Source organism: Mesorhizobium sp. M4B.F.Ca.ET.203.01.1.1, from assembly GCF_004791025.1.
Classification (GTDB): domain Bacteria; phylum Pseudomonadota; class Alphaproteobacteria; order Rhizobiales; family Rhizobiaceae; genus Mesorhizobium; species Mesorhizobium abyssinicae.
In genome coordinates, this window is sequence record NZ_SRUO01000004.1 from 100,854 (window position 1) to 122,498 (window position 21,645).

At 63.9% G+C, this 21,645-nt stretch carries 33 protein-coding genes; 13 read left to right on the top strand and 20 right to left on the bottom strand.

Annotation, left to right across the window (positions count from 1 at the left end; translation table 11 throughout):
• Window positions 1-41 precede the first annotated feature (41 nt).
• Together EN846_RS36380 and EN846_RS35025 are read right to left on the bottom strand one after the other, a co-directional pair.
• Window positions 42-167, bottom strand: coding sequence for a hypothetical protein (locus EN846_RS36380; protein WP_281015713.1), 126 nt, complete (start codon window positions 165-167; stop codon window positions 42-44).
• 185 nt (window positions 168-352) lie between these two features.
• Complete coding sequence (locus EN846_RS35025; protein WP_187331174.1) at window positions 353-490, bottom strand: hypothetical protein; 138 nt, start codon at window positions 488-490, stop codon at window positions 353-355.
• A gap of 80 nt (window positions 491-570) precedes the next feature.
• On the opposite strand from EN846_RS35025, the gene EN846_RS10225 reads away from it, so the two are divergent.
• The 3 genes from EN846_RS10225 (at window position 571) to EN846_RS10235 (ending at window position 2,831) form a co-directional block, all read left to right on the top strand.
• Window positions 571-1,203, top strand: coding sequence for a S24 family peptidase (locus EN846_RS10225; RefSeq protein WP_127311141.1), 633 nt, complete (start codon window positions 571-573; stop codon window positions 1,201-1,203).
• 79 nt (window positions 1,204-1,282) lie between these two features.
• Window positions 1,283-2,374: a tetratricopeptide repeat protein gene (locus EN846_RS10230; protein ID WP_135913834.1), complete on the top strand. Its 1,092-nt coding sequence runs from the start codon at window positions 1,283-1,285 to the stop codon at window positions 2,372-2,374.
• 106 nt (window positions 2,375-2,480) lie between these two features.
• Window positions 2,481-2,831, top strand: coding sequence for a hypothetical protein (locus tag EN846_RS10235; RefSeq protein WP_127287006.1), 351 nt, complete (start codon window positions 2,481-2,483; stop codon window positions 2,829-2,831).
• Window positions 2,832-2,893: 62 nt separating this feature from the next.
• Here the strand turns inward: EN846_RS10235 and EN846_RS10240 are convergent, their stop codons facing one another.
• From EN846_RS10240 to EN846_RS35030, 4 genes are all read right to left on the bottom strand, one after another.
• Complete coding sequence (locus EN846_RS10240; protein ID WP_127391656.1) at window positions 2,894-3,397, bottom strand: porin; 504 nt, start codon at window positions 3,395-3,397, stop codon at window positions 2,894-2,896.
• Window positions 3,398-3,411: 14 nt separating this feature from the next.
• Entirely contained in the window at window positions 3,412-3,912 is a 501-nt protein-coding gene (locus EN846_RS35825; protein WP_245478420.1) for a porin, read from the bottom strand.
• Window positions 3,913-4,210: 298 nt separating this feature from the next.
• A complete protein-coding gene (locus EN846_RS10250; RefSeq protein WP_210235132.1) occupies window positions 4,211-4,891 on the bottom strand; it encodes a hypothetical protein in 681 nt (226 codons plus the stop codon).
• A gap of 215 nt (window positions 4,892-5,106) precedes the next feature.
• Window positions 5,107-5,409, bottom strand: coding sequence for a dynamin (locus EN846_RS35030; RefSeq protein ID WP_127287008.1), 303 nt, complete (start codon window positions 5,407-5,409; stop codon window positions 5,107-5,109).
• Between the two features lie 618 nt (window positions 5,410-6,027).
• Here EN846_RS35030 and EN846_RS10260 point away from each other — a divergent pair.
• Together EN846_RS10260 and EN846_RS10265 are read left to right on the top strand one after the other, a co-directional pair.
• Window positions 6,028-6,237, top strand: coding sequence for a hypothetical protein (locus EN846_RS10260; protein WP_127391655.1), 210 nt, complete (start codon window positions 6,028-6,030; stop codon window positions 6,235-6,237).
• Window positions 6,238-6,677: 440 nt separating this feature from the next.
• A complete protein-coding gene (locus tag EN846_RS10265) occupies window positions 6,678-6,881 on the top strand; it encodes a hypothetical protein (RefSeq protein ID WP_127284208.1) in 204 nt (67 codons plus the stop codon).
• Between the two features lie 967 nt (window positions 6,882-7,848).
• On the opposite strand, the gene EN846_RS10270 is transcribed toward EN846_RS10265, so the two are convergent.
• A complete protein-coding gene (locus EN846_RS10270; RefSeq protein WP_127284206.1) occupies window positions 7,849-8,049 on the bottom strand; it encodes a CsbD family protein in 201 nt (66 codons plus the stop codon).
• Between the two features lie 176 nt (window positions 8,050-8,225).
• Between EN846_RS10270 and EN846_RS10275 the strand changes: the two genes are divergently transcribed.
• On the top strand, window positions 8,226-8,438 hold the full coding sequence (locus EN846_RS10275; protein WP_127311524.1) for a hypothetical protein: 213 nt from the start codon (window positions 8,226-8,228) through the stop codon (window positions 8,436-8,438).
• Window positions 8,439-8,568: 130 nt separating this feature from the next.
• On the opposite strand, the gene EN846_RS10280 is transcribed toward EN846_RS10275, so the two are convergent.
• The 3 genes from EN846_RS10280 to EN846_RS10290 form a co-directional block, all read right to left on the bottom strand.
• Window positions 8,569-8,835, bottom strand: coding sequence for a DUF2934 domain-containing protein (locus EN846_RS10280; RefSeq protein ID WP_127311525.1), 267 nt, complete (start codon window positions 8,833-8,835; stop codon window positions 8,569-8,571).
• Window positions 8,836-9,007: 172 nt separating this feature from the next.
• Window positions 9,008-9,217 (bottom strand): hypothetical protein, encoded by a 210-nt coding sequence (locus EN846_RS10285; RefSeq protein WP_127284203.1) that lies wholly within the window; start codon window positions 9,215-9,217, stop codon window positions 9,008-9,010.
• A 94-nt stretch (window positions 9,218-9,311) separates the two neighbouring features.
• Complete coding sequence (locus EN846_RS10290; protein WP_127284202.1) at window positions 9,312-9,611, bottom strand: DUF1236 domain-containing protein; 300 nt, start codon at window positions 9,609-9,611, stop codon at window positions 9,312-9,314.
• Window positions 9,612-9,815: 204 nt separating this feature from the next.
• Here EN846_RS10290 and EN846_RS10295 point away from each other — a divergent pair, with 204 nt between their 5' ends.
• Window positions 9,816-10,145 (top strand): DUF982 domain-containing protein, encoded by a 330-nt coding sequence (locus tag EN846_RS10295; RefSeq protein WP_245478377.1) that lies wholly within the window; start codon window positions 9,816-9,818, stop codon window positions 10,143-10,145.
• Between the two features lie 17 nt (window positions 10,146-10,162).
• Here EN846_RS10295 and EN846_RS10300 read toward each other — a convergent pair whose 3' ends face one another.
• A complete protein-coding gene (locus tag EN846_RS10300; protein ID WP_245509066.1) occupies window positions 10,163-10,459 on the bottom strand; it encodes a hypothetical protein in 297 nt (98 codons plus the stop codon).
• A gap of 185 nt (window positions 10,460-10,644) precedes the next feature.
• Between EN846_RS10300 and EN846_RS10305 the strand changes: the two genes are divergently transcribed.
• Window positions 10,645-10,962, top strand: a complete 318-nt coding sequence (locus EN846_RS10305) for a hypothetical protein (RefSeq protein WP_127393367.1) — start codon at window positions 10,645-10,647, stop codon at window positions 10,960-10,962.
• 104 nt (window positions 10,963-11,066) lie between these two features.
• On the opposite strand, the gene EN846_RS10310 is transcribed toward EN846_RS10305, so the two are convergent.
• On the bottom strand, window positions 11,067-11,288 hold the full coding sequence (locus EN846_RS10310) for a hypothetical protein (protein WP_127284199.1): 222 nt from the start codon (window positions 11,286-11,288) through the stop codon (window positions 11,067-11,069).
• A gap of 218 nt (window positions 11,289-11,506) precedes the next feature.
• The gene (locus tag EN846_RS10315; RefSeq protein ID WP_127284198.1) at window positions 11,507-11,806 is read right to left on the bottom strand and encodes a DUF1236 domain-containing protein; all 300 of its coding nucleotides are present in this window, start codon (window positions 11,804-11,806) and stop codon (window positions 11,507-11,509) included.
• 225 nt (window positions 11,807-12,031) lie between these two features.
• Between EN846_RS10315 and EN846_RS10320 the strand changes: the two genes are divergently transcribed.
• The 4 genes from EN846_RS10320 (at window position 12,032) to EN846_RS10335 (ending at window position 14,964) form a co-directional block, all read left to right on the top strand.
• On the top strand, window positions 12,032-12,715 hold the full coding sequence (locus tag EN846_RS10320) for a DUF1236 domain-containing protein (protein ID WP_127393366.1): 684 nt from the start codon (window positions 12,032-12,034) through the stop codon (window positions 12,713-12,715).
• 174 nt (window positions 12,716-12,889) lie between these two features.
• The gene (locus EN846_RS10325; protein ID WP_127393365.1) at window positions 12,890-13,891 is read left to right on the top strand and encodes a diguanylate cyclase; all 1,002 of its coding nucleotides are present in this window, start codon (window positions 12,890-12,892) and stop codon (window positions 13,889-13,891) included.
• A gap of 229 nt (window positions 13,892-14,120) precedes the next feature.
• Window positions 14,121-14,417 carry a GYD domain-containing protein gene (locus EN846_RS10330; RefSeq protein ID WP_127393364.1) on the top strand — a complete coding sequence of 99 codons (297 nt, stop codon included), beginning with the start codon at window positions 14,121-14,123 and terminating at the stop codon, window positions 14,415-14,417.
• A 298-nt stretch (window positions 14,418-14,715) separates the two neighbouring features.
• Window positions 14,716-14,964: an exopolysaccharide production repressor protein gene (locus tag EN846_RS10335; RefSeq protein WP_320254380.1), complete on the top strand. Its 249-nt coding sequence runs from the start codon at window positions 14,716-14,718 to the stop codon at window positions 14,962-14,964.
• A gap of 211 nt (window positions 14,965-15,175) precedes the next feature.
• Here EN846_RS10335 and EN846_RS10340 read toward each other — a convergent pair whose 3' ends face one another.
• The 6 genes from EN846_RS10340 to EN846_RS10365 form a co-directional block, all read right to left on the bottom strand.
• Window positions 15,176-15,583: a hypothetical protein gene (locus tag EN846_RS10340; RefSeq protein WP_127311071.1), complete on the bottom strand. Its 408-nt coding sequence runs from the start codon at window positions 15,581-15,583 to the stop codon at window positions 15,176-15,178.
• A gap of 217 nt (window positions 15,584-15,800) precedes the next feature.
• The gene (locus tag EN846_RS10345; RefSeq protein WP_127394364.1) at window positions 15,801-16,637 is read right to left on the bottom strand and encodes a hypothetical protein; all 837 of its coding nucleotides are present in this window, start codon (window positions 16,635-16,637) and stop codon (window positions 15,801-15,803) included.
• Window positions 16,638-16,934: 297 nt separating this feature from the next.
• The gene (locus tag EN846_RS10350) at window positions 16,935-17,342 is read right to left on the bottom strand and encodes a TadE/TadG family type IV pilus assembly protein (RefSeq protein ID WP_127284192.1); all 408 of its coding nucleotides are present in this window, start codon (window positions 17,340-17,342) and stop codon (window positions 16,935-16,937) included.
• On the bottom strand, window positions 17,332-17,772 hold the full coding sequence (locus EN846_RS10355; protein WP_127284191.1) for a TadE/TadG family type IV pilus assembly protein: 441 nt from the start codon (window positions 17,770-17,772) through the stop codon (window positions 17,332-17,334). The genes EN846_RS10350 and EN846_RS10355 overlap by 11 nt, the downstream gene beginning before the upstream one ends.
• 5 nt (window positions 17,773-17,777) lie before the next feature.
• The gene (locus EN846_RS10360; RefSeq protein ID WP_320254381.1) at window positions 17,778-19,022 is read right to left on the bottom strand and encodes a pilus assembly protein TadG-related protein; all 1,245 of its coding nucleotides are present in this window, start codon (window positions 19,020-19,022) and stop codon (window positions 17,778-17,780) included.
• Between the two features lie 147 nt (window positions 19,023-19,169).
• Window positions 19,170-19,406: a hypothetical protein gene (locus EN846_RS10365; protein WP_127284190.1), complete on the bottom strand. Its 237-nt coding sequence runs from the start codon at window positions 19,404-19,406 to the stop codon at window positions 19,170-19,172.
• Window positions 19,407-19,708: 302 nt separating this feature from the next.
• Here EN846_RS10365 and dinB point away from each other — a divergent pair, with 302 nt between their 5' ends.
• The gene (gene dinB / locus EN846_RS10370) at window positions 19,709-20,968 is read left to right on the top strand and encodes a DNA polymerase IV (protein WP_127284189.1); all 1,260 of its coding nucleotides are present in this window, start codon (window positions 19,709-19,711) and stop codon (window positions 20,966-20,968) included.
• 139 nt (window positions 20,969-21,107) lie between these two features.
• Here the strand turns inward: dinB and EN846_RS10375 are convergent, their stop codons facing one another.
• The gene (locus EN846_RS10375; RefSeq protein ID WP_127284187.1) at window positions 21,108-21,551 is read right to left on the bottom strand and encodes an SRPBCC family protein; all 444 of its coding nucleotides are present in this window, start codon (window positions 21,549-21,551) and stop codon (window positions 21,108-21,110) included.
• Window positions 21,552-21,645 lie beyond the last annotated feature (94 nt).

A 21,645-nucleotide genomic window follows, 5' to 3' on the forward strand; every position in this document is an offset into this window, starting at 1 on the left:
GGCCCGAGGGCCGTCGCTGAAATCGTTCGGGAATGGGCGGATCAGGCGGGGCCGCGGCCCTCCAGGCGCAGAAGCGCGGCCTCCGCCGCCTGCCTGGTCAGGCCGGACACCGCCCGGCCGGTTGCGCGATCAAAGAGGATGACGGTGCCATCCTCGGTGCGGATCACGGAGGCGGCACCGGCCGCGGGCGGACGAAGGAAGGTGGCCGGAGCCGGGGGAGGAGCGACTCCGGCCGTTCCGGCCGAGGGGGCGGCCGGACCCGGGGCGAAGACCCCGGTGTTCGTCCGGACCGGGGAGGAGGACAGCCCGGACGATAGGAATTCAGCAGACGAACGGAAATCAGGATGCAAGGTCATGCCGCCTCCCCTTGCGGCGCTATCGCGTCGGAGCTGATGCCGACGGCGGCGACCGCGCCGATGCCGTGCCAACGGTCGATCAGCGCCGAAATGTTCGTGGGCAATGCGGAAATGCTTGCGGGATGCTCGATCATGCGCTAATCGTACGATGTGTACGAAAGAGTCGCAAGCGAAATCGTACGTATTGGACGATATTTTTCAGGCGTTTTGTACGATGATGGACCCACGGCACAGATTGCAGCAGGCGCGGACCGCGGCGGGCTATGCCACGCCGAGCGATGCGGCGCGGGCCTTGCGCGACATCAACAAGAACACGCTGATCAGCCACGAGAACGGCAACCGGCCGCTGTCGCGCAAGGCGGCGGAGAAATATGGCCGGCTGTTTAACGTCGACCCCGGCTGGCTGTTGTTCAATGCCGATGGCGCAGAGGCCGGACCGGCAAGCTTTGCCGCCTCGCCGCTCACCGTCGACGTGCCGATCGTGTCATGGATCAGCGCCGGCGAGCTCGGCGGCCAGGAGGGCGTGGTCAACCTCTCCGACTACCCGACCATTCCCACCGCCGACCTCGAGGAAGGCGAATGGATCGCGCTGCGCGTCGATGGCCCGTCGATGAACAAGATCTCGCCGCCGGATTCGATCATCTTCGTCAATCTGCGCGACAAGCGGCTGGTGACCAATGGCTGCTACGTGATCGCCGACGAAACCGGCCGCGCCACCTACAAGCGCTACCGCCCGAACGACACCCCGCCCTTCCAGCCGGCGTCGTATCTGGACATCCCGCCACCGGAGCTGGAGGGCGCGATCACCATCATCGGGCGGGTGAGACGGTCGATAATCGATATGTGAGCAATCTCGCTCTCGCCGTCGGCCTCTGACTGCTCTTTCATGACACCGCAATTTCTGCTTGCATGGCAAGCAGCCGTCGGTGTCGGCCGAGATCAATGGTTTTCGAGGGAGAACCGGCGAAATGGTGAACCAGGAAGGCGTGGGCGAAAGCCGGCTGATATGGCTGGTACGAAAATGGCGCCCACCGCTGTTGCTGCTGCTGACCGGCCTCGTCGCGCTGGACGTCCGCGGCGCGATGGGGATCGCCGCCAATCTCACCTATGCGGCGTGCATCGGCAATGCGGCCGACGCCAGCCGGCGGATCGAAGCCTGCACGCAAATCATCGATAACCAGGCCAGCGCCCCTGACAAGCTCGCGACAGCCTACTTCAAGCGCGCCTACGCCTGGTCCATGGAAGGCGATTTCGACCGCGCCATCGCCGACAGCGACCAGGCGATAGGGCTCTATCCTGAATATGCATCCGCTTATTACAACAGAGGCTACGACTGGGCCGCGAAGGGCAATTACGACCGGGCCATTGCCGACTACGGTCAGGCGATCGCCTTCGACCCGAAAAGCAGCGCTGCTTACAACAACCGAGGCCTTGCCTGGTCGTACAAGGGCGACAATGACCGGGCCATCGCGGATTACAATTTGGCGATCATCGCTGATTCCAAGAACGCATCCGCATACCTCAACCGGGGCGGCGCATGGGCGGCGGAGGGCGCCTTCGATCACGCCATCGCCGACTACAACCAGGCCATTGCCTTCGATCCGACACTCATCGGGGTTTATGAAAATCGTGGCCTGAGCTGGGGCGGCAAAGGTGACTACAACCGCGCCATCGCCGATTTCAACGTGGCTATCGGCCTCAATCCGAAACGCGCCTACGCCTATTACGGCCGGGGTCTAGCCTGGTCCAACAAGGGCGACGACGACCGCGCCATCGCCGACTACGACAAGGCCGTGGACCTCGACCCCAAGTTGGCCGATGCCTACCACGCGCTGGGCCTCGCCTGGGCGCACAAGGGCGACCACGACCAGGCCATCGTCGACTACGACCAGGCAATCGCGCTCAATCAGAAATCCGCCGATTTCTACAGCGCCCGAAGCGCCTCCTGGAAGGCGAAGGGGAACCGCGAACGCGCCGAGGCCGACCAGAAGACGGCGGCTAGCCTTGGCGGGACGTAGGTTGCACCGCATTCTTATGACCGTCCCTCGTTCAATTTGTACGAAATCGGCTTGACCGGTATTCGTACGTAAAGTACGATATTTCCCTTCTTTCGAGGGGATATCCTTGAACACCGCAAACCACGCCGCCTTCGCCGACCTCTCTCGCCCGCTGCTGTCACCGCTGCCGCTCGAGCAGCGCGAACGCCTCGCCGGCGCCTGGCGAATGGCCAGCCAGGACATCGCCGAGGACATCCGCTTCATCCGCCAGTATCTGAAGGTGATCGCCGAGAAGGACGAGCGCCTGTCGACCGGCACGCTCGTCCACAGCCGCGCCTATGTCGAGGCCTGCGCCGGCTGGCTGCCTCAAACCGTGGCGCGCTATCTGCGCAACCTGCGCGCAGTCACCGAATGCGAGCTCGCCATGACCGCGGCCGGTATCCGCTTCGCTCTGTCCAGCGACGCGTGGGAGGCTTGAAGGGCGAGCGCTTCCCCTTCTCATCCCACAAGGTCCCACAAGGGAAGGAGGTCAGATGCCTCCTACCAGCTGAACTGCAGCCCCGCATTGCCGCCGACGGTGCCGCTGGAGAAGGCGATGCCCATCGTCCCGGTCAGCCGGCCGCCATGGACAAAGGCTTCGCTGAGCACCGCAGCACCGGTGAAGCCGAAGGCGTCGGCGCCGCCGGCATTGCCCCAGTTGACGCGCAGGCCGAAATGCTCGCCCTGGACGAGATCCGGCGCGGCAAGGGCAGCCGAGATCGAGGCGTTCTCGAAGGCGCGGGTGACGCGGTTGTCGATGTCGTCGGCATGGCTGGCCAGAGCGGTCTTGCCGGGGACGGTGGTGGTGCCGCCATTGCCGTCATCGATCTCCTTCCTGGTGTCGCCGGTCTGGGCGTTGATGCAGGTGTCGGTGCCGGGGCTGTAATAGTAGTTGGCACCGTAGGCATAGCACAGCTTGACGTATTCGACCGGCTTCGCCAGCGCCGGCGCCGACAGGCCGCAGAGCGCGCCGAGCATCGCCGGCGCAAGAAGATATCTGAGCATGATTGCCCCCGGCCTTACCAGGTGAGCTGCAGGCCGGCATTGCCGCCGACGGTCTTGCCCGAGAAGGCGACGCCCGCCGCGCCGGTCAGCCGGCCCGTGCCGCCTGGCAGGAAGCCCTCGCCCAGCACGGCCGCGCCGGTGACGCCCATGGCATTGGACTGGCCGGCATTGCCCCAGTTGACGCGCACGCCAAAATGCTCGCCTTGGACGAAATCCGGGCTGATCAGCGCCGAGGCCACCGAGGCGCTTTCGAAGGCGCGGGCGACGCGGCCGTCAATGTCGTCGACCTTGCTTGCCAGCGCAGTTTTTCCGACGACGACGCCGTCTTCGGTGACGCGGCGCGTCTCGCCGGTATCGGCGTTGATGCAGGTATCCGTGCCGGGGCTGTAGTAGTATCGCGCGCCATAGAGCGAGCACACACGGACATACTCCACCGGCGCCGCCAAGGCCGGCACCGACAGACCACCCGCCGCGGCCACAAACGCAAATGAAATGAAACGGTTGATGCCTTGCATTGCCCCTACCCCGAAGCTCGTTGCCGAAAAAACCCTGGCGCGAAAAGGCGCATGCAGGCGCGTGCAGTGTCAACGGCGCGATCGGGTCAATACCTGACTTTTACTGGTGTATTTTTGTTTGCACCGCGAATGTTGCGGCGATGCCGCGCGGATGTCTCGCTACACTGGCAAATCCCGCGCGCGCCCAATCAAGCCAATCGCATACATTCTAATATTCTTAAATTTGCCTTCAGATGACGCCGAAAGCTCGGCGCCGCCTGATCAATCCTATCTCTGCCCTACAAGCCCAAGACGGTGTTCACCCGTTGAACTTGTCCGGAAACTGTTTGGCGATGCCATCCGTCAGCATGTCGGCGAACTTCAGCATGTGGTCATGGCCTTCATCGTAGGACTTGATGTCTGCCGCCCAGTCCTTGTTCAGCCGGCCGACCACTTCGCCGGTCGTCAGTTCCAAATGCTTGTGCAGCATGTGGCGGAGATCCTTCTCGGGCCAGTTCGGATTGGCCTTGCCAAGGAACACGGCAATGTCGTCGGCATTGGCCGACCATTTATCCTGAGCGGCCGAGAGCTTGTCCTTGCTGCCTGATTTGGCCGCCTCGACCACTTCCGTTGCGATCTTGATATGGTCTTTGAGCAGCGCCGCCAGTTTCTTGCCGGCGGCATCACCGTAATAGGGCTTTACCGCGTCGCCTATTTCATCCTGGTTCTGGAGCAGGCGCTTCGCGACTTCGTCCGTGTCCTGGAGGCCCGCGAGGGCGCTGATGATGTAGTTCCGCGTATAGGTGATGTGGTCTTCCCAGAGTTTCCGCATTGCCGCTCGAACGTTCGCCGATTGCGGTTCGCCGGCGCGAGCAGGCAGGAGCGACAACGGTCCGGCAACCGCAAGAGACACCGCAGTGAGAGAGGAAAGCAGTACTAGACGCCTGTTCATGCCCCGATCTCCGAATGTGCCAACACTCGCGCGACAGATGGGCAGCAAAGCTGGGTCGATCGGCCGTTTCCGCTCCGATCGTCGGCACCCGAAGGCGAATGTCCGCTATCGGAAGATGAACATTAGCAACGACTAAAAAGTTCCGTTGCGGCGACAAAAAAGCGACTTTTGGAGATGGCGATCCTTACGAGGCTGTGGTTGGCGGATAGTGGAAAGAAAAGGCTCCGGCGCACCACGCCGGAGCCCCGTCCTTTTTCGATGCATCAGCCGCCACTGGGAGCCGGCGCCGGGGCCGGAGCCGCGGGCGCAGGTGCTGATGGCGCGGGGGCCGCAGGCGCCGGTTCGGATGGCGCTGGCGCGGCAGGCGCAGGCGCGGACGGCGCGGATGCCGCCGGCGCCTCGACATTGGGCGCATCGACCTTGACGTTGACGTCTTTGCTGCCGCCGCCGTTGAGGTTGATGACACCTGTGAAGAAGAGCAGAACCACGATCGCGAGTATCGCGAGAACGACCGCGACAACCGTACCACCTCCACCCGAGTTCACAACCGTTGGACCGTCAGCCATTTGCTTTTCTCCTCTCGATTGCACTGTCGAGAAAACGGGCGCGTTACGGCAACGTTCCGCACAGGGGACCTCAGTCCCGGCAGCCATGAGACTGAAGTCTCATTGCCGGGCGCAGAGGGCCGGGCCGGTTGTTTCAAGGCAACCGTGGCCCTGCCAACTCATTGGTAAGGGGACCACCGGGTACGTCCCTTCATCGGCGGTCTCCGGGTGCCCGCCATCATCGTTCCCGTGTCGGCGGGCACCCGCCCCAGGGGGAGCCGCCATGCGCTTAGGAAACATGATAGCGGATGCGTTCGCCTTCCTGCTGTTGGCGTGTCTTGTCGGCGGCATTTTCCTGGCGTTCGGAAAGCCCTTCTGGCGTGAGCATCAGGGCCAGATGGCCGTGCCTCCCCGGGTTGGCGCATTCACGACGGCCTCGGTCGGCAAGCCCCCGAGACCTGACCTGCCGCAAACCTTCGACCTTGGCCTGGCCCCCTCAAAGCCGGGACACTCGCCCGGTCCGAGGACTGGGGTGGAATGACGTCTGCCCGGCTCTGCCGCTGAAGGAACGGAACCTCTTCACCCGCGTATGTTAGTCGGGCCGTTGGCCCATCCGGCAATCTGGCCAGGTTTCCCGCAATGACCAAAGCATCGCTACATCTGCTGAAAGGCGCCGGTTACCTGGTCTCGACGGCGAGCGCGATCCTGCTCGCCATCGTAAGCTGGAAGAGCGCCGCGCAAAGCCCGCTGCTGGTCGCCTGCCTGCTTGGCGGTGCTGCCGCATCGATTTTCGGCATGCTCTGCCGCTGGCTTTCCTACGAAATCGAAAAGCGCCAGGAAGAAAAATAGCACGTGGCCCAGCGGAGTACCGTCGCGGCGGCCCGCTAAGAGCCCGCGCCACGGAGGGACCGATGACGCGGGCCGGCCGATGTTTGCCCACCAGCCTGCGTGGGACGCCAAGCAGCGACGCCACACACAGGACCTCAACCATTCGAAACGGCTAATGTTCCCGGCTGCTGAGATCCTCGGCCAGACCACCGGGCTTGAAATGAGCAGGTGCTTCGAGAAAGGCGTATCTGGCGCCCGCCCAGGCCCCGCCCAGGCCGATGCGGCGCGCGGTCTTCCTGGCGCTGCCGGCTAGGCTTCTATTCCTGCAACCACCAAGTCAGGACACCAGGGATGGAACGTTTCACGGCAATTCATGATTGGTGGACTCGCGCGCCCCGTCGAGCGTTTAATTCGTGACGGGCGAAGGAAGGGCAAATTCACGAAGGGAGGAATGTGGATCGATGAATTATGAATTCGAGACCAACCTATCCGACGACCAGCAGCCTTATGAAGTCACCGCTTTTGCCAAGAAGCACGGCCTGACAGTTCCGGCCGCGGATGCCGTTCTCTTCGCCAAGGGGCCATCCAGGGCGGCGTGCGACGCGGGCGCATTGGCATTCCTGTGCGCTGTCGCGCAATACGCCAGCAGACGATCTCCGCATTAGGCTCCGGATGAGCGTGGCGACAACCTCGCCACGCATGCCGGCGCAGGCCTATAGAGTCGCGCAGAGCTATCTCAAACCGAGAAAGCTAAGTATCGCGATGACGATGACCACGGCTCCGACCAGCCAGATGATGTTGTTCATGACGCGCTCCTTCGCCCGAAATGGGTGCTGGAGTGACAACATCAGCGACAGCTAAAGGTTCCGACCGCAAACGTGCCGCACCCATCGAGGATCAGGCGGTGGACTGGCGGGTCTTTGCAACAAAACGGCTTGGTGATCGTTTCTCATGCGCCAGAAATTCCTGGCTACTCCAGCCCTGCCGCCGGCAGAGCCGGCGGGTTCTTTTTGCTGCCTTCGCCTGGGAATGCCATGCCGCTGCGTTCCATGCTCTGACGTTGCAACTTCAGTCGCAAACAGCTTCGGACCATGGCCCTAAACGCGGAACGAACCCATCCAAGCGCCGTTGGTCAACACCGGCAGCTCCCGCTGGCAGCGGTTGAGCGCGGGCAAGGCTCCAGCGCACGGCGGGAGGTGCGTGGCGCTGGAGCCTTTTGAAGTCAGAGATAGGGCGCGCGTGCAATGGAGGATCGTCACGACAGCGCTATGGAAGCTCGGTGGCTTCTTGCCGTGCCTGCCGGTCTCTGGCTTACGTGACTGGCGATACACAGCGGCCCGACAGCCTGTTGGGGTAACTTCGACTGACCGCCGGGCCTGACCGGCTTGGGGGCTTCGGGGGCGGGCAAGCCGGCTAGGACGACACTAGTATTAGCCAGCTCGCAACATAATCCGATTGTCACTCTTTCCCCCGCTTTTGCTCCGCACGTGCCGAAGTTGGCTGCACCGACGTAGCGTGAAATCCCCGCCACATCGGGCCGGCCTTGATCGGCCTGACCAAGTCCGAGCCAGCCTGTTGCGGCCGCCTTCCAGCCCGCCAGCTCTCGATAGAGATCGCCGCGGGGCGCCGCGCTCAGTCGAGCCTTCTCGACCAGTCGTCGAGCTGCCGCTGCGCCTCTTCCTTGGCGATGCCGTAGCGCTCCTGGATCCGCCCCACGAACTGATCGCGATTGCCTTCGATGCGGTCGAGGTCATCGTCGGTCAAGTCGCCCCACTGCTCCTTGGCCTTGCCTTTGACCTGCATCCACTTTCCCTTGATCTGATCCCAGTTCATGCCTTGTCTCCTTTGTTGTCAAAGGAGAATGGACCCGGCGCGACAATGTTCCGAACGATCCGCCCCACGCATGCGGGCCTTCCTCGGCAACGCCATCAAATGTGATTGAAGGCAGCGCCGCGTTTGGCAATCCTGCCGGCAGCAAAGCGGAGGCGACATGCAAAGGAGGATCGGCAATGCCTCATCTTCACATGAAGGCGGTCGACGTGGTTGTCGATCTCCTTGACGCGGCCGAGTACGTCGACAAGCTCAGCGAGCAGGAACTGAGGGAACTCCTGCTCGAGGCCGCCACCGTGCTCGCCGAACTCTTGAAGCGGAATGTTCCGGCCAGCCTCGATGAGCTGGACGCAGTGGAAGGCGCTGAAGCGCCAGCCTTGGCGAGGGGCTGATCAGCCTTGCGACCACGCATGGCGGCCTGCCCTACCCTGGCAGGAAGCTGCAAAATTTGCCGGAAATCTGCCACGGCCGGCGCGCGTCCCGGCCCGGCCCATCTCTCCGACGGCGGGGCCGATCCGCCTTTCAGGCCTTGCCGGCTTTCGACTTGCTCGCCGCGGGCTTTGCGGCCTTGGTCGCGCTCTTGGTGGCAACAGTCTTGGTGGCAGCGGTCTTGGCGGGCTTCGCTGCGGCAGGCTTCTTCGGTGCAGCTTTCTTCTTCGGCTTGGCCTCGCCATCGATCTCGGCCGTCGCCTGGTCCCAGTGCTGAATATCCGCGCCCTCGGGCCGGCCGGCCTTTTCCCAGATAGCGTGTGCCCGCTGGCGAATGCGTTCCTGCCTGTCGTCCGTCACTTGTTGCCTCCGTGGTTGGGTTCCATTCCGGTGGTCCACGGTAAACACTAGCGGAAATTTGAGCCGGCGTCTTGAGCGCAGCGGAGGGGACTTGCGGCAATAACGCCCAACGAGAATCCCAGTGCGTCCCTCCCTCCCTCCTGCGAGGCTTGTCCTGCGCAGTGGCGCTGGCCTAGTGCGCCATGACGGCGACGCCCAGCAGGGCTGCCTTCTTGGTTATCAGCCCGGCGAGATCGGCGTCCGAGCGTTCGGTGCCGGTGCGGCGGCGCAGTTCGCCGATTGCCTCCGTCATGGAAAGCAATCCCGTTCCCCGCTCGGCCAACAGCTTGTCGCAACAGGCCGCCACATTCTCGGAGTTGGGGGTCTCGACATGCGGCAACATGGACGTGCTCCTTCCCTGCCCCAAAACCCCTCGCCCCGCCGCTTCGCGCGAAGCGGCGGGGCCGTCATGCATCAGCCGGGTGCCCCGGCCTTATTTACTCTATGACCTCAATGACCCTGCGGGTGCCGGGATCGACCAGCACCGTATGGTCGCCGACGACCGTGTATCTATACTGGGTGTCGGGCACCTCACGCAGTTCCACCGTGTCCGGCAAGGTCGAGCCGACATTGAGCTCGACGCCGAGAAGGTTGATCGAGGCCAGCGGATGTTTGTGGACGTATTCGCGGATGACGGTGCGCTGCTCGGGCGTCACGATCACCTGGTCCGCGGCGGCGGCGCCGATGCCGGCAATCATAGCCAGCCCGGCGACAGCAGTAATAAGGGCAATTTTCATCTCTGCCTCCTGTTGGTTGGTTGCGAGCTTCGCCCCGCCTCCACGGACCGGCGGAAGCGCGAGAGTTCGAATTGGCGGGCTCTCCGGGGCAAACGCCGGCACGGGGCTCTTGTTCCGCGAGCCGGCACTAATTGATCCGCCGTCGGCGTCGGAACCAGGCGGCCGTTCCAGCATTGAAGGCGAAGAGTCCAGCGGAGGTGCCTTATGATTGAAGATCTGCCTTTCGACCCGCCGATCGCCGTCGCCGTTGGCGCCGGCTTCAAACGGGACATTGCATCGCTGGCGGAGATGCAGAACTTCCTAAAAGAATGGCCGCCTGCCGAAGACACACGGCTGCAGAAGATCGCCATCAAGGCGTGCGAGGCGGCGCGGGCCGGACACGTGACCATCGAGCAGACGCGACGCGCCTTCATGGCTTTCGCCAAGGCCGCGGGCATCGTCTGGACCGGCGTCGATCCGGTCACGACGCTGCGCCGCGCCAAGGTGCGGACGATCCGCGCGGCGCGCGCGCCGCACGAGCGTCATACGCGCTGAGCCGAGCCTCCCAATCACTATTGCTTAGGCGGCTGCGGCGGCACTTCCCCGGGCTTGATCACCGGCATGTTGCCTTCCTCGGGCGCCGGCTGGGCCATACCCTGGTCGCCGGTCGGCGGCGGCTGCAATACACCGCCGCAAGGCTTGAGCTTGCCGGTCAGGCCATTGTCGCTGCCGCTGTCGGCGGCCGGTTTCTGCTCAGCGCTGCCCTGCCCCTGCGGCTCGGCCTGGCATGGGCCTGCCGGCGCTTTGGTCTGGTCGGGGTTGTCCTGCGCGGCCCCGGACCGGCCAGCGCCATCACCAGCAGCGCGCATGGCGCAAAGGCGAAAGGTTTCATGGTCTGGCTCCTTTCCTTGTCCGGGAAAGAACGCCGGGGCCGATTGGTTCCCTGGCGGACCGGGGCGCTTGCGCTGCAGCCGGTCGGGCGGGGAACCGGTGGCAAGGCGGCGAGTTCAACCTTCGGAACAGATTTCAGGTGCCAGCGCCAAGGAGGCCAGTCATGGAACCGCGCAAGAGACCGAACGACGAGGTCGAACCGTCAACGGCCGACGACCGGACGCCAAACGACGAGGTGGAGGCGCCTACGCCAAGACAGCAGGATTGGGATGCGGTGAAGGGCGCGAGCATCGTTCCTGACGAAAGCCTGCCGGAAGCGGATGTGCCGGAAAGCGCCGGCATCGAGAAGGAGGGCGAGTTACCGGAAGAGGACGACGACAACCCCTACCAGGAGAGCGACGAGGCATTGCCGGACGATGCCGAGGAAGCCGCCATCAAGCGCGACCCGGCAAGGCGTGGCGGCCCCTTCGACGAGGTATGAGGCTCGCGCCGACAGGCACGAGCGCACGCTCTCGCCCGCGAGGGCGGAACGGATAGGTCGGATGCTGACAGGGTGATGCTGGACCGGCCCGCGGCCGGCGGCGGTCAGTTCGGCGCGCTGTCGCCCACCGTCTCGGCGACAAAAGAAGCGGCGATCAGGTCGTCGGCATCGATGCTTAGGGAGCCGTCGGCGCCCCCCATGATGGCCGCAACCTTCTGGAAGGTCTTCATCTCATGTTCGGTGATGCTCGCACTTCGCATCCTGGCCCGCAGGTCGGCGACACGCATCCCCAATGCCGGGGATGTTCCGATTTCGCGCTTCGACATGGTAGCTGTGCTCCGTTCCCCGACCCGTTTCTGGTTGCCGCCGATTCGTTTGCCCGATCTGCCTCGCACAGCCTGCCTATTATTGAGGCAACACGAAGTCAGACGCGGCAACGCGTGGTGAGAGGGAAAGGTTCCTGCATGTATCGGCATATATTAGTCACGAAATAATACGAGCTGGCCCGCCCGCCGCTCTGGCAAGCGGCGGGCGCCATTTCAGGTCACTGGATGATCTTTACGATCTTGCGGGTGCCCGGATCGACAAGCACGGTCTGATTGTCGACGACCACATAGCGATATTTGACGTTGGGAACTTCGCGGAGTTCAACGGTGTCGGGAAGTGCGGTGCCGACATTGAGCTCCACGCCCGGAAGCTTGACCGAAGCCAGCGGCTGCTTGTGCACATACTCCCGGATGATGGTTTCCTGCTGCGGCTCGATGATGACGTCCTGAGCGGCCGCGGCGCCCATGCCGGCGAGCAGCAGCAGGCCTGCGGCAGCTGTCTTGAGATGCAGTCTCATGATCGTCTCCTGTCTTTACCGACGACCTCCTCCACCACGCGCACAATGCCGTCCGCAGCCGGGCCGCCTCGGTCGTTAACGCCACCGCACAGGCCTTGTTCCTGGATTTTTTTGACTGGGTGGCCGATCCGATTTGGTCATGGAATCCCGCCCAATTTGCTTCGGAACAAAGGCTCCGAGCCGAAGTTACCCCAACGAAGGGACGACACGTCGAGGAGAGTTCTCATGAAACATATTCTGATTACCAGCATGCTCGCGCTCGGTGTCGGCTGTGGCGCCGCGATGGCGCAGGCACAGGCGCCGGCCGAGGTCCAGCCAAGCGGTGACAACAATTGCGCCGCCGGCACCGCCGATTGCCAGAAGGGCGGCAAGGCAGGCGAGCAGGCCCAGGGCAAGGCCAAGATGAAGACCAACGAGCAGGCGCAGGGCAAGGCCAAGGCGAAGACCGACGAACAGGCGCAGGGCAAGGCCGGCGCCACCACAGACGAGCAGGCCCAGGGCAAGGCCAAGGTGAAGACCGACGAACAGGCGCAGGGCAAGGCCGGCGCCACCACAGACCAGCAGGCCCAGGGCAAGGCCACGGTGAAGACCGACGAACAGGCGCAGGGCAAGACATCGACGCAGCCCGATCAGGGCTCGACCGCGTCCATCACCAACGTGACGGTCGAACAGAAGACCGAGATCACCAACGTGATCCGCGAGACGAAGATCACGCCGGTTGACCGGGTTGATTTCGACATCTCCGTCGGCACCGAAGTGCCGCGGCACAAGGTGCGGCTGCATCGCCTGCCGCCGCGCATCGTCAAGATCGTTCCGGCCTACGAGACCTACGAGTATTTCGTGCTGGCCGACGGCAGGATCGTCATCGTCGATCCGGACACGCTGAAGATCGTCATCATCCTGACCTGACGTTCACGAGCGTCGCCAGGCCCGCCGCGCCGTATGGCATGGCGGGCCTCTCTCGTTCGCGATGCAGGAAACCGGCACGAGAGGGCCGCGACCGGCAGCGCGTTAATCCGGCGGCAATCCTTTCATATTAGCGTCACTGAATATTCCGGGGATTGCTGAGGGGGTCAGCGGCCGATGGCGATGGCATCACGTGGCGCGGTGGGCGCATTGGAAGCAAGCGTGCCGGCAAGGCTCGGCACGGCGGGCCTCGCCGAAGCGATCGGCCGGATGGCGCAGCTGGTCGAGCATTCGCGCGAACGGATCCGGTTGCTGGAGGCAGTGATCGAGAATTTCCCTGGCGGCGTCTCGCTGTTCGACCAGGACCTCAACATGGTCATCTGCAACCAACGGCAGCGGACCTTGCTCGACTATCCGGACGACCTCTTCGCCAACGGCTATCCGTCGATGGAGATGCTGTTTCGCTTCAACGCCGAGCGCGGTGAATACGGGCCGGGCGAAGTCGAGTTGCATGTCGCGCGCCGGCTGGCGCTGGTCAGGCAGCGCGAGGCGCATGTCTACGAGCGGACCCGCCCGAACGGGACCATCGTCGAGGTGCGCGGCATGCCGATCGATGGCGGCGGCTTCGTCACCACCTATTTCGACGTTACCGAGCAGCGCCGCGACCAGGCGACGATCGCCCACATGGCACATCACGACGCGCTGACCGACCTGCCCAACCGCATGCTGTTTTCCGACCGGCTGCACAGCGCGGTGGCGCTCGCCAGGCGCGGCGCGCTAATGGCCGTGCACTATCTCGACCTCGACAAGTTCAAGCCGGTCAATGACGGCTTCGGCCACAAGGCCGGCGACAGGCTTCTGATCGACGTCGCCGCACGGCTACGCGGCGCGGTGCGCGACCACGACACGGTGGCGCGGCTTGGCGGCGACGAGTTCGCCATCGTGCAGACAGGCATCGCTGAAAAGACGGATGCGGCCGCTCTTGCATCGCGCATCATCGACCGCTTCCGGGAACCGTTCACGGTCGCCGGCACCCCGTTCGTCCTCGGGCTCAGCGTCGGCATCGCGCTGGCGCCCGGCGATGGCGTGACGAGCGACGACCTGCTGCAGAAGGCGGACATGGCACTCTACCGCAGCAAGTCCGGCGGACGCGGAACATTCCATTTCTTCGAGGCCTAGACCCGCGGACTCCAGGGAAAACGGCTTTCCCAAATATTCGCCGGTGCTAATATGCCGCCGCGCGGGGAGAACACCCAATCTTCGCGTGGAGTGCCGGCAAAGTCTCCGTAAGCTGCCTCGGCCGGCACTCCTTCTCGCGTGCCGCCTGAACGGCACGATCTCGTCGGGAGAAACAACGGCCGCGGCGGAGACGCTTCCGCACGCCCCCCGACCGCGATGGGAGGAAATCATGTCGCATTACGTCATACTTGTGAACTTCACCGAGCAGGGCGCCAAATCCATCAAGGACACGGTGAAACGGGCCGAAGCATTCAAGTCGATGGCCGCCGATAGCGGAGTGAAGGTGAATTCGCTGCTGTGGACCCTTGGCCAGCACGACGTGGTCGCGGCCGTCGAGGCCAATGACGACATCGCGGCTACGGCCCTCAGCCTCTCCGTGGCATCGCTTGGCAATGTGCGCACGCAGACGTTGAAAGCCTTCGACGCCGCAGACATGTCCAAGATCATCGGCAAGATGGCGGTCTGACCGCAAGGGTGCCCGGCGATGCGTCACGCCGGGCACGCCAAAGGCGGCGCGCCTCAAATGCCGGTGCAGTAACCAAGACAACTCTTGCGCCGGGCGGCTCAAGGTCCTAAGTCCTAAGACATAGGTCGCATACAACTGGCCGAAAGGCAGAACAGAGCGCGGCACTGGTGCCAACTTGCGACCATGCGTGAAAGGTGCAACGCTCAAATAGGGTAGAGACATGGGCGGGCATTCCGGACCGCAACAAGATCCGGAGCGTTCGATCGGGCAAATGTATTTTCCGCAGTTTCTTGTGGGAATGTCGGCAACAATTCTCGTGGTCCTTGGCTGGACCTACGCGGACACGGGATCGTTGTGGCAAGCGCTGGGGTGGACATTTGTCGCCGCCCTGGTGCTGCAGGTGGGCTACTTCATCGCCGTGCTGCTGATCATCTACGGCCGCGCCTCGTCGGCGGCCAAGACCACCGACAGTTCGCTGCCGGCCAAGGTGCCCGGACCGTTCGAGCGCGACGGCATCATCCACACCTTCCTGTCGCGACTGCTGTAACCGGCGATTGGCGAAAGCCTGAGACAGGCTCTTCTCCCTTGGGGAGATGGTCGGCAGACCAGAGGGGCGCTGTCCCGCCGGCCTGTCAGCAACTGTCCAGATCATTGAAGCTGATTGTGCAGGGGGCGGATCACGCCGAAGCTGGTGATCGTTCGCCCCTCTGTCCTGCCGGACATCTCCCCCACAAGGGGGGAGATTGGCAGTTTCGCCCTCAGCGAGGCGCCGACTGCAGGCCGGAGGCCGACGGCACCGGCTCGGGCGAGAACACCACAACGGCGAAGAGCAGGATGGCCGCGGCGACGATCAACGAGCCGCCGGCGACGATCGGCTCCAGTGCCGGGTTGCCGTGCAGCAGCAGGTAGAGCGCAGGCAGCATGATCACTAGGCCGAGCGTATAGAGACCGTAGTGGATCATCGCGATGCGCCGCGCCGCCTTGGCTGGATTGAGCGCGTAGTAGCCGCCGAATATCGCCGAGGTGACCCAGCCCAGCAGATTGATGTGGGCATGCGCGGGGAACGCGCCATGGTCACCCGATATGGCCATTTCCAGGCCGGCGGCGACGCCCAGAATGAGAAACACGATGGCTGTCTTGAAGAAGAGCTCCGAAACCCGTGGCATGTTCTTGTCCTCCCAATGCCTTTGAACCCCTAGACGCAGGAGATTACATTGGGAAGCGAAGATTTGCCATGCCGAACATGGGGTTAGCGGTGGTTTTCCCCGTCGGGATGAACGGAAGCGGGTAGTGAATAGGGAATTGGGTAGCAAGCGGTATACGGACGGGGCTGGCGGCATGCCGCCAGCCCCTACTATTTGCTACTCACTCGTCCCTACTCACTCATTCCGCCGTCTCGGTTTCCGTTTCCTCATCGGCCGGGTCGGTGGTCGTGTCGTCGGTCGTCGCCGCGGCGGCGTCCTGCTCCGCCAGCTTGGCGGCTACCTGGTCGATCTTGTCGTCGAGCACGCCCGTGGCCCATTCTGTGACCTCGTCGTCGACCGGCTTGTTAGCCATCTCGGCAAGCGCATCGTCGAGCGATGGGACGTCGGCAACGGCTTCGTCGGCCTTGGCCTGGGCATCGATGACCGCCTGGTTGGCGTCGTCGAGCGCGGCCTGCGCTGCATCGAGTTCGTCCTGGGTCGGGACCTCGTCGGGCGGAGTGGTCGGGTCGGCCGCCTTTGCATTCAGCGCGTCGAGTGCGGCCTGGGCGTCGATGACTGCCTGATTGGCGGCTTCGACCGCGGCCTGGGCGTTCTGGGCATTCGCGGAGGCCATCACATAGGCCTGCACTGCGGCGAAGTTCTTGCTCTTGGAGTTCATGTAAGCGTTGCTGTTGCGCTGCAGAGAGTTGAGCCGGCCGAGCTTGGCGTGGAGGTTCTTCTCCTTGGGCGTGGCCGCGACTTCGACGTCATCGACGGTGACCGTCGCTGACTTCTTGCCCGACTTCGCCGACGCCGACTTGCCATGCGTGCTCTTGCCGGATTTGCTCTGGCCGGAATTGCCGTGCGTGCCGCTCTTGCCGGAATTGCCGCCGCCACTATTGCCATGGCTGCCGCCGCTATTGCCATGGCTGCCGCCATTGCCGTTGCCGCCGCCATTGCCGTTGCCGGCCAACGCGGGAGTGGCCAGGAGAGCGAACGCGGCCACCGCCGCCAACAGGGTTTTTCGGGTTGTCATAGTACCTCCTCGGGGATTCGCCACCTCGCCTACCCGCTATAACGCCGTCGTATGCAAATTTGCTAATTCGAAGAAGTAAACTTTAGACAAATATAGTAGCGATGCGCGACCGACGCGCCGGGTGACACAGATAAGATACTGAAATCAAAGACGATTATCGCGGACAGATGCCGGCTGAGCCCTTTGGGCCGCAGAAGCCCTATACTGATCAGACCTTAGTCCTAACTGATCGGGAGACGCAGTTACGCCAGCAACATCTTGCAGAACATCAAGTGAAACCTTTTGGCGGCAAGATGCTCAGCTTGCAACCAAGGGTACAGTGACTGTCGTTGCGTAACTGATCGGATACTGGTCGAAATACGGGAACTCGATGACGAAGGCATAGCTGGCGGTCAGATGCGCCATCTTGAAGCCGCCGCTGGCCGGATCGGTCGCTATCGTCACGACGACGTTCTTCAGGCCCAGCGCCAGCAGTTTCTGCGTGGCGATCGCCTGTATCTGGCTCTGCGTTAGCGTGTTGTTGAGCTGCAAGGCACGGGCCGAGGTTTCCAGCGTGTAGCGGACGGTCGAAGTGGCATTGAACGACCAGCCGAACGCGAAGATCCCGAACAGCAGCATCACCAGGAACGGCGCGATCAGCGCAAATTCCAGCCCGGCGCCGCCGGACCGGTCGCGGCGCCATCTGGCGATCCGTTCAGCGGACACGGATGACCTCCTGATGGGTCATCACGCGCGGATCCGGAAAGACGCCGAAATTGAACGGCGGCACCCAGGTGCCGGTGGCCGAGATCTGGACGAAGACATTCGGCAGCTTGGTACCGCCGCAGATCGTGGTCTCATCCACCACCGTGGTGCCGCATTTGTAGGATCTGACCAGCACGACCGCCGCATCTTCAGGCTTGTTGTTCCAGCTCGACAGCGCGACCGCCTGCGTTCCCGTGTCGTTGGTCGCGCCGGCCATCACCAGATTGGCCGCGGTTTTGACGCCAGCGCGCATCTGCAGGTAACTCGACACGTAGGACCAGCCGTCGGCGATGCCGAGGCAGACGAAGCACAGGATGGGCAGCACCATGGCAAATTCCACGGCGGCTATCCCGGCCTTGTCCCGGAAAATGCGCAGGGTCCGCCCAACCATGCGCGCTACTCGACGAGCTGAACGGACTGCGTCGCCGGAATGTCCTTCATCCCGAGACTGGTGCAGTCCTGCTTGATGGTCGTGCTGCCCGACCATTGGATGGTGTCGGCGACGACCTGGGTGCAGCCGCCGCTGCCGGAGAAGTTGCCGAGGTAGTTGACCTGCTGCTTGGGGAAATAGATGGCGCCGGTCAAGAGCGACGTCGCCGTGCCGTTGAAGGTGCTCTGCGCCGCGGTCCCCGTCCTGTCGCCATAGAACAGCATGCCGGAATAGGTACCTGAGGTCGGCGCGCTCAGCGTCACCGTGGCGGTGCCGTTCATGCTGACGGTGTTGCTGCCCGCCATGAAGATGGTTACCCCGCTGCCGGCGACGACTGCGTTTGCGTTGATCTTCATACCGCCCTGCACGACATAGACGCCGGGCTGCAGCGTTACGTTGCCCTTGAGATCCATGCCGCTGCAATAAGTGCCAGGCTGAAGCGTTTGCGACGTCTTGTTGCCGTTGACGTTCTTGCACGGGTTGCTCGCCGCGGGCGTCGGCAGGCTGGAGAACGGATCGGATGCGGGCAGGGCCTGGGTGAGGTTGGAACTGCAGGTCGTGGTCACCGGATTGTTCAGCACCATGCCGCCGACCGTGATCAGGCAGTCGGCCTTGAGCGTCGCCGATCCCTGCGTCCTGATGGCGTCCGCAGCAACCGAGTCCGACATGACGGAGCAGCCGGTGAGGTTGACGGTGGTGTTGCCGGAAAAGAGCGCAGCCTGGACCGCCGAAGGACTGAGCGCCAGCACGCAGGCCTTCGAGGCGTCGGTGATGCGCGCCACCGCCCTCGCCTGCTGCGGAACCGGGGTGCTGTTGAAAATGGCCGTGAAGTAGCGATCGAGGTTGTGCTTGACGATGACCTCAACCGCCTTCTTGGCGGTGTTCGGGCCGGACAATGGCGGCGTGTTGACCTCTATCGTGCCCGGCGCGACAAAGTCGTTCGAGGTCGCCGACTGCGTGGCGGCGGCGACGATGGTCGGGTTGTCGGAACCCGCGATCTTCTCGAGCGCGCCGGCATAGGCCGCGGCATCGGCCACCGCCTGCAGCTTCAGGCTGCTGTAGTACCAGAGCGAGGTCTCGACACCGAGGCCAGCGCCACCGACGACGACCGGTAAGGCGAATGCGAAGATGACGGCGACGTTGCCGCCCGCGCCGCTGGCTCCCAGCAGGCGGCGAAAGTTCCCCATGAAAAAACGGGTGCGCGATGCCATGCTTCCATATGAGCAAGCATGCATAAACGAATGGCTAAGATTTTCGCTCGACTTGTCACTTGCCGGGCCTGAAAGCCCAATTTTTCAATAAGTTGTGATGGACGCCACCCCCGAGCGGCGCCCAACATATAGCAGCGTATATCGGACTTACGGCGCCCTGAGGATGTCAGCGCCAGGCTGCTCGTCGAACAGCACAGCGCAACCGCGCTCGAGCGCCACGGCCGACAGTTCGTTCGCCGCCACCTCGTCCGGCGAGATGAAATCGCCGGTCAGCACACGCAGTTCCTCCACCGCCCGTGCCATCGACACGAGCCGCCCGGCGGCCCTTCCGGTGGCGCAAGCATCGACGATATAGACGAGGTCCGTGATCTCGAACTGGCCCATGTCAGGCCTCCCGCAAACGGCGTCCCTACCACGCAGTAACGCCGTCGGCCGGACGATGTTCCTGCCTCTCGGCATCGACCTTGGTCGATGCTGCACGTGCGCTCCCGACGCGTGCTCGACGTGGCAAAAAACGAGATTCCGGCTGGATCCCGCATCCTTGTGACAGGTCGCAGATCCCACCGTCGTCGGCGGTCCGATGCCGCTTGACAAGAGACCCCGTTTGTTCTCTTTTTGTTCGAGAACAATTCCTTCGAACAGATGTTGCTAATGCTGCAACGCCGCAAGGTGAATTGGCGCCACGGATGACGCAAAGTCAGGCGACAGCGGCCACCATCCTGCATGCCGATCTCGACGCCTTCTATGCCTCGGTCGAGCAGCTGCTCGACCCGTCGCTCAGGGGCAAGCCTATCGCCGTCGGCGGCGGCGTGGTGCTTGCGGCTTCCTATGAGGCCAAGGTTTTTGGCGTTCGCGGCGGCATGCCCGGCCGCAAGGCGCGCGAACTCTGCCCGCACCTGATCTTCGTCGGCGGCCGCTTCAGCGAGTACCAGCGGCTCGGCGACGCGGCGATCAAGGTGCTCGACGATTTCACGCCGCTGGTCGAACGCATCTCGATCGACGAGGCCTTCGCCGACGTCGCCGGCTGCACGCATCTGTTCGGACCGCCCGACGAGATCGCCCGCGCCATCCGGCGGCGGGTGAAGGCCGAGCTCGGCCTGCCAATCTCGATCGGCGTCGCGCGCACCAAGCACTTGGCCAAGATCGCCTCGCAGGTCGCAAAACCCGACGGGCTGGTGGTGGTCGAGCCCGGCACGGAGATCGCCTTCCTGCACGACCTGCCGGTATCGCTGATGTGGGGCGTCGGCCCGGCGACCCGGGCGCGGCTCGCCGAGATCGGCGTCGAGACCATCGGGCAATTGGCGCGCAGCCATGGCGGCGCGCTGAAACGCCTGCTTGGCCCGGCCGCCGGCGAGAAGCTCGCCGCCCTCGCCTGGAACCGCGACCCGCGCCGGCTGGAGACGCACCGGCGGGCACACTCGGCCGGCGCGCAGTCGGCGCTTGGCCGCAAGCCGGCGGAGGCGCGGGTGTTCGTGCCGACGCTGCTGCATCTCGCCGATCGTGTGGCGAGCCGCCTGCGCGCTAAGGCGCGGCCCGGCCGCACGGTTACGGTGCGAGTGCGCTTCGCCGACATGCGCGCCGTTACCCGCTCCGTGACGCTGGAGCAGCCGATCCAGGCAACAGCGATGCTGGCCGAGATCGCCGAAGAGCTGGTGCGCGGCGTGCTCGCCGCCAACCGGCATGAGCGGGAAATCTCCCTGCTCGCGATCTCCGTCTCGCATCTGGAGGAAAGTGCGGAGCTGCAGCTCGAACTGCCGCTCGGGCTTGCCGACGAGAGACTGAAGCCCGGCAGCCGCAAGGGCCTCGCCCGCTTCGGCGCCGACCGCGCGATAGACAGGATCCGCCAGCGTTTCGGCAAGGAGGCGGTCGGCTACGGCGCAGCGGCGCTGGAGGCGGCGCGCTCGGTGCCGGATGAGTTCCGCGAACTGGCGGAGAAGGAGCTGTAGTGGGTGAAGGCGCCAGGGCTCGCAGGCGACCGCGTCGTGGTCGGCGGCATGCGTCGATCAGTAGCCGAGTTGTCCGCGACCCGCCGGAGCACCGGCGAGTCGATCCGGATGACGACAAAGCCTTGGACGGCGATATACCCTACTGATTGATCTCGGGCTCGACGAGCTTTGCCAGGTTGCGGAGCGACTCCTGCCAGCCGAGATAGCAGGCCTCGACCGGGATGGCGTCCGGGATGCCGGCCTGCGTGATATCGAGATCGGTGCCGCACGATACCTTCTTCAGGATCACGGTGACCTGGATCTCGCCCGGAAGGTTGGGATCGTCGAACCTGTCGGTGTAGCGCAGGCGCTCGCCCGGAACGAGTTCGAGATACTCGCCGCCGAAAGAATGACTGTCGCCCGTCGTGAAGTTGCGGAAGGACATTTTGAACGTGCCGCCGACCTTTGCGTCGAAGCTGTGCACCGTGCAGGTGAAACCGTTCGGCGGAAGCCATTTCGCCAGCGCGTCCGCTTCCGTGAATGCGCGGTAGACCTTCTCCGGCTTGGTCGCCAGAACGCGGTGCAAACGTACGGTGCTCGGCATATCGAATGTCCTTTCTGATTGCTGTCCGATGCCCCAAGGACGGGCGGGGCCCGGCCAGTCCGACACAGGCTATCAGATTTTTTGAGGCGCGGGC

Excerpts from the sequence above, each read along its gene's own strand:
- EN846_RS35025 (WP_187331174.1), bottom strand. The coding sequence starts at position 490 with ATGATCGAGCATCCCGCAAGCATTTCCGCATTGCCCACGAACATTTCG.
- EN846_RS10225 (WP_127311141.1), top strand. The coding sequence starts at position 571 with ATGATGGACCCACGGCACAGATTGCAGCAGGCGCGGACCGCGGCGGGC.
- EN846_RS10240 (WP_127391656.1), bottom strand. The coding sequence starts at position 3,397 with ATGCTCAGATATCTTCTTGCGCCGGCGATGCTCGGCGCGCTCTGCGGC.
- EN846_RS35825 (WP_245478420.1), bottom strand. The coding sequence starts at position 3,912 with ATGCAAGGCATCAACCGTTTCATTTCATTTGCGTTTGTGGCCGCGGCG.
- EN846_RS35030 (WP_127287008.1), bottom strand. The coding sequence starts at position 5,409 with ATGGCTGACGGTCCAACGGTTGTGAACTCGGGTGGAGGTGGTACGGTT.
- EN846_RS10260 (WP_127391655.1), top strand. The coding sequence starts at position 6,028 with ATGACCAAAGCATCGCTACATCTGCTGAAAGGCGCCGGTTACCTGGTC.
- EN846_RS10265 (WP_127284208.1), top strand. The coding sequence starts at position 6,678 with ATGAATTATGAATTCGAGACCAACCTATCCGACGACCAGCAGCCTTAT.
- EN846_RS10270 (WP_127284206.1), bottom strand. The coding sequence starts at position 8,049 with ATGAACTGGGATCAGATCAAGGGAAAGTGGATGCAGGTCAAAGGCAAG.
- EN846_RS10275 (WP_127311524.1), top strand. The coding sequence starts at position 8,226 with ATGCCTCATCTTCACATGAAGGCGGTCGACGTGGTTGTCGATCTCCTT.
- EN846_RS10285 (WP_127284203.1), bottom strand. The coding sequence starts at position 9,217 with ATGTTGCCGCATGTCGAGACCCCCAACTCCGAGAATGTGGCGGCCTGT.
- EN846_RS10290 (WP_127284202.1), bottom strand. The coding sequence starts at position 9,611 with ATGAAAATTGCCCTTATTACTGCTGTCGCCGGGCTGGCTATGATTGCC.
- EN846_RS10295 (WP_245478377.1), top strand. The coding sequence starts at position 9,816 with ATGATTGAAGATCTGCCTTTCGACCCGCCGATCGCCGTCGCCGTTGGC.
- EN846_RS10300 (WP_245509066.1), bottom strand. The coding sequence starts at position 10,459 with ATGCGCGCTGCTGGTGATGGCGCTGGCCGGTCCGGGGCCGCGCAGGAC.
- EN846_RS10305 (WP_127393367.1), top strand. The coding sequence starts at position 10,645 with ATGGAACCGCGCAAGAGACCGAACGACGAGGTCGAACCGTCAACGGCC.
- EN846_RS10310 (WP_127284199.1), bottom strand. The coding sequence starts at position 11,288 with ATGTCGAAGCGCGAAATCGGAACATCCCCGGCATTGGGGATGCGTGTC.
- EN846_RS10315 (WP_127284198.1), bottom strand. The coding sequence starts at position 11,806 with ATGAGACTGCATCTCAAGACAGCTGCCGCAGGCCTGCTGCTGCTCGCC.
- EN846_RS10320 (WP_127393366.1), top strand. The coding sequence starts at position 12,032 with ATGAAACATATTCTGATTACCAGCATGCTCGCGCTCGGTGTCGGCTGT.
- EN846_RS10325 (WP_127393365.1), top strand. The coding sequence starts at position 12,890 with ATGGCGATGGCATCACGTGGCGCGGTGGGCGCATTGGAAGCAAGCGTG.
- EN846_RS10330 (WP_127393364.1), top strand. The coding sequence starts at position 14,121 with ATGTCGCATTACGTCATACTTGTGAACTTCACCGAGCAGGGCGCCAAA.
- EN846_RS10335 (WP_320254380.1), top strand. The coding sequence starts at position 14,716 with ATGTCGGCAACAATTCTCGTGGTCCTTGGCTGGACCTACGCGGACACG.
- EN846_RS10340 (WP_127311071.1), bottom strand. The coding sequence starts at position 15,583 with ATGCCACGGGTTTCGGAGCTCTTCTTCAAGACAGCCATCGTGTTTCTC.
- EN846_RS10345 (WP_127394364.1), bottom strand. The coding sequence starts at position 16,637 with ATGACAACCCGAAAAACCCTGTTGGCGGCGGTGGCCGCGTTCGCTCTC.
- EN846_RS10355 (WP_127284191.1), bottom strand. The coding sequence starts at position 17,772 with ATGGTTGGGCGGACCCTGCGCATTTTCCGGGACAAGGCCGGGATAGCC.
- EN846_RS10360 (WP_320254381.1), bottom strand. The coding sequence starts at position 19,022 with ATGGCATCGCGCACCCGTTTTTTCATGGGGAACTTTCGCCGCCTGCTG.
- EN846_RS10365 (WP_127284190.1), bottom strand. The coding sequence starts at position 19,406 with ATGGGCCAGTTCGAGATCACGGACCTCGTCTATATCGTCGATGCTTGC.
- dinB (WP_127284189.1), top strand. The coding sequence starts at position 19,709 with ATGACGCAAAGTCAGGCGACAGCGGCCACCATCCTGCATGCCGATCTC.
- EN846_RS10375 (WP_127284187.1), bottom strand. The coding sequence starts at position 21,551 with ATGCCGAGCACCGTACGTTTGCACCGCGTTCTGGCGACCAAGCCGGAG.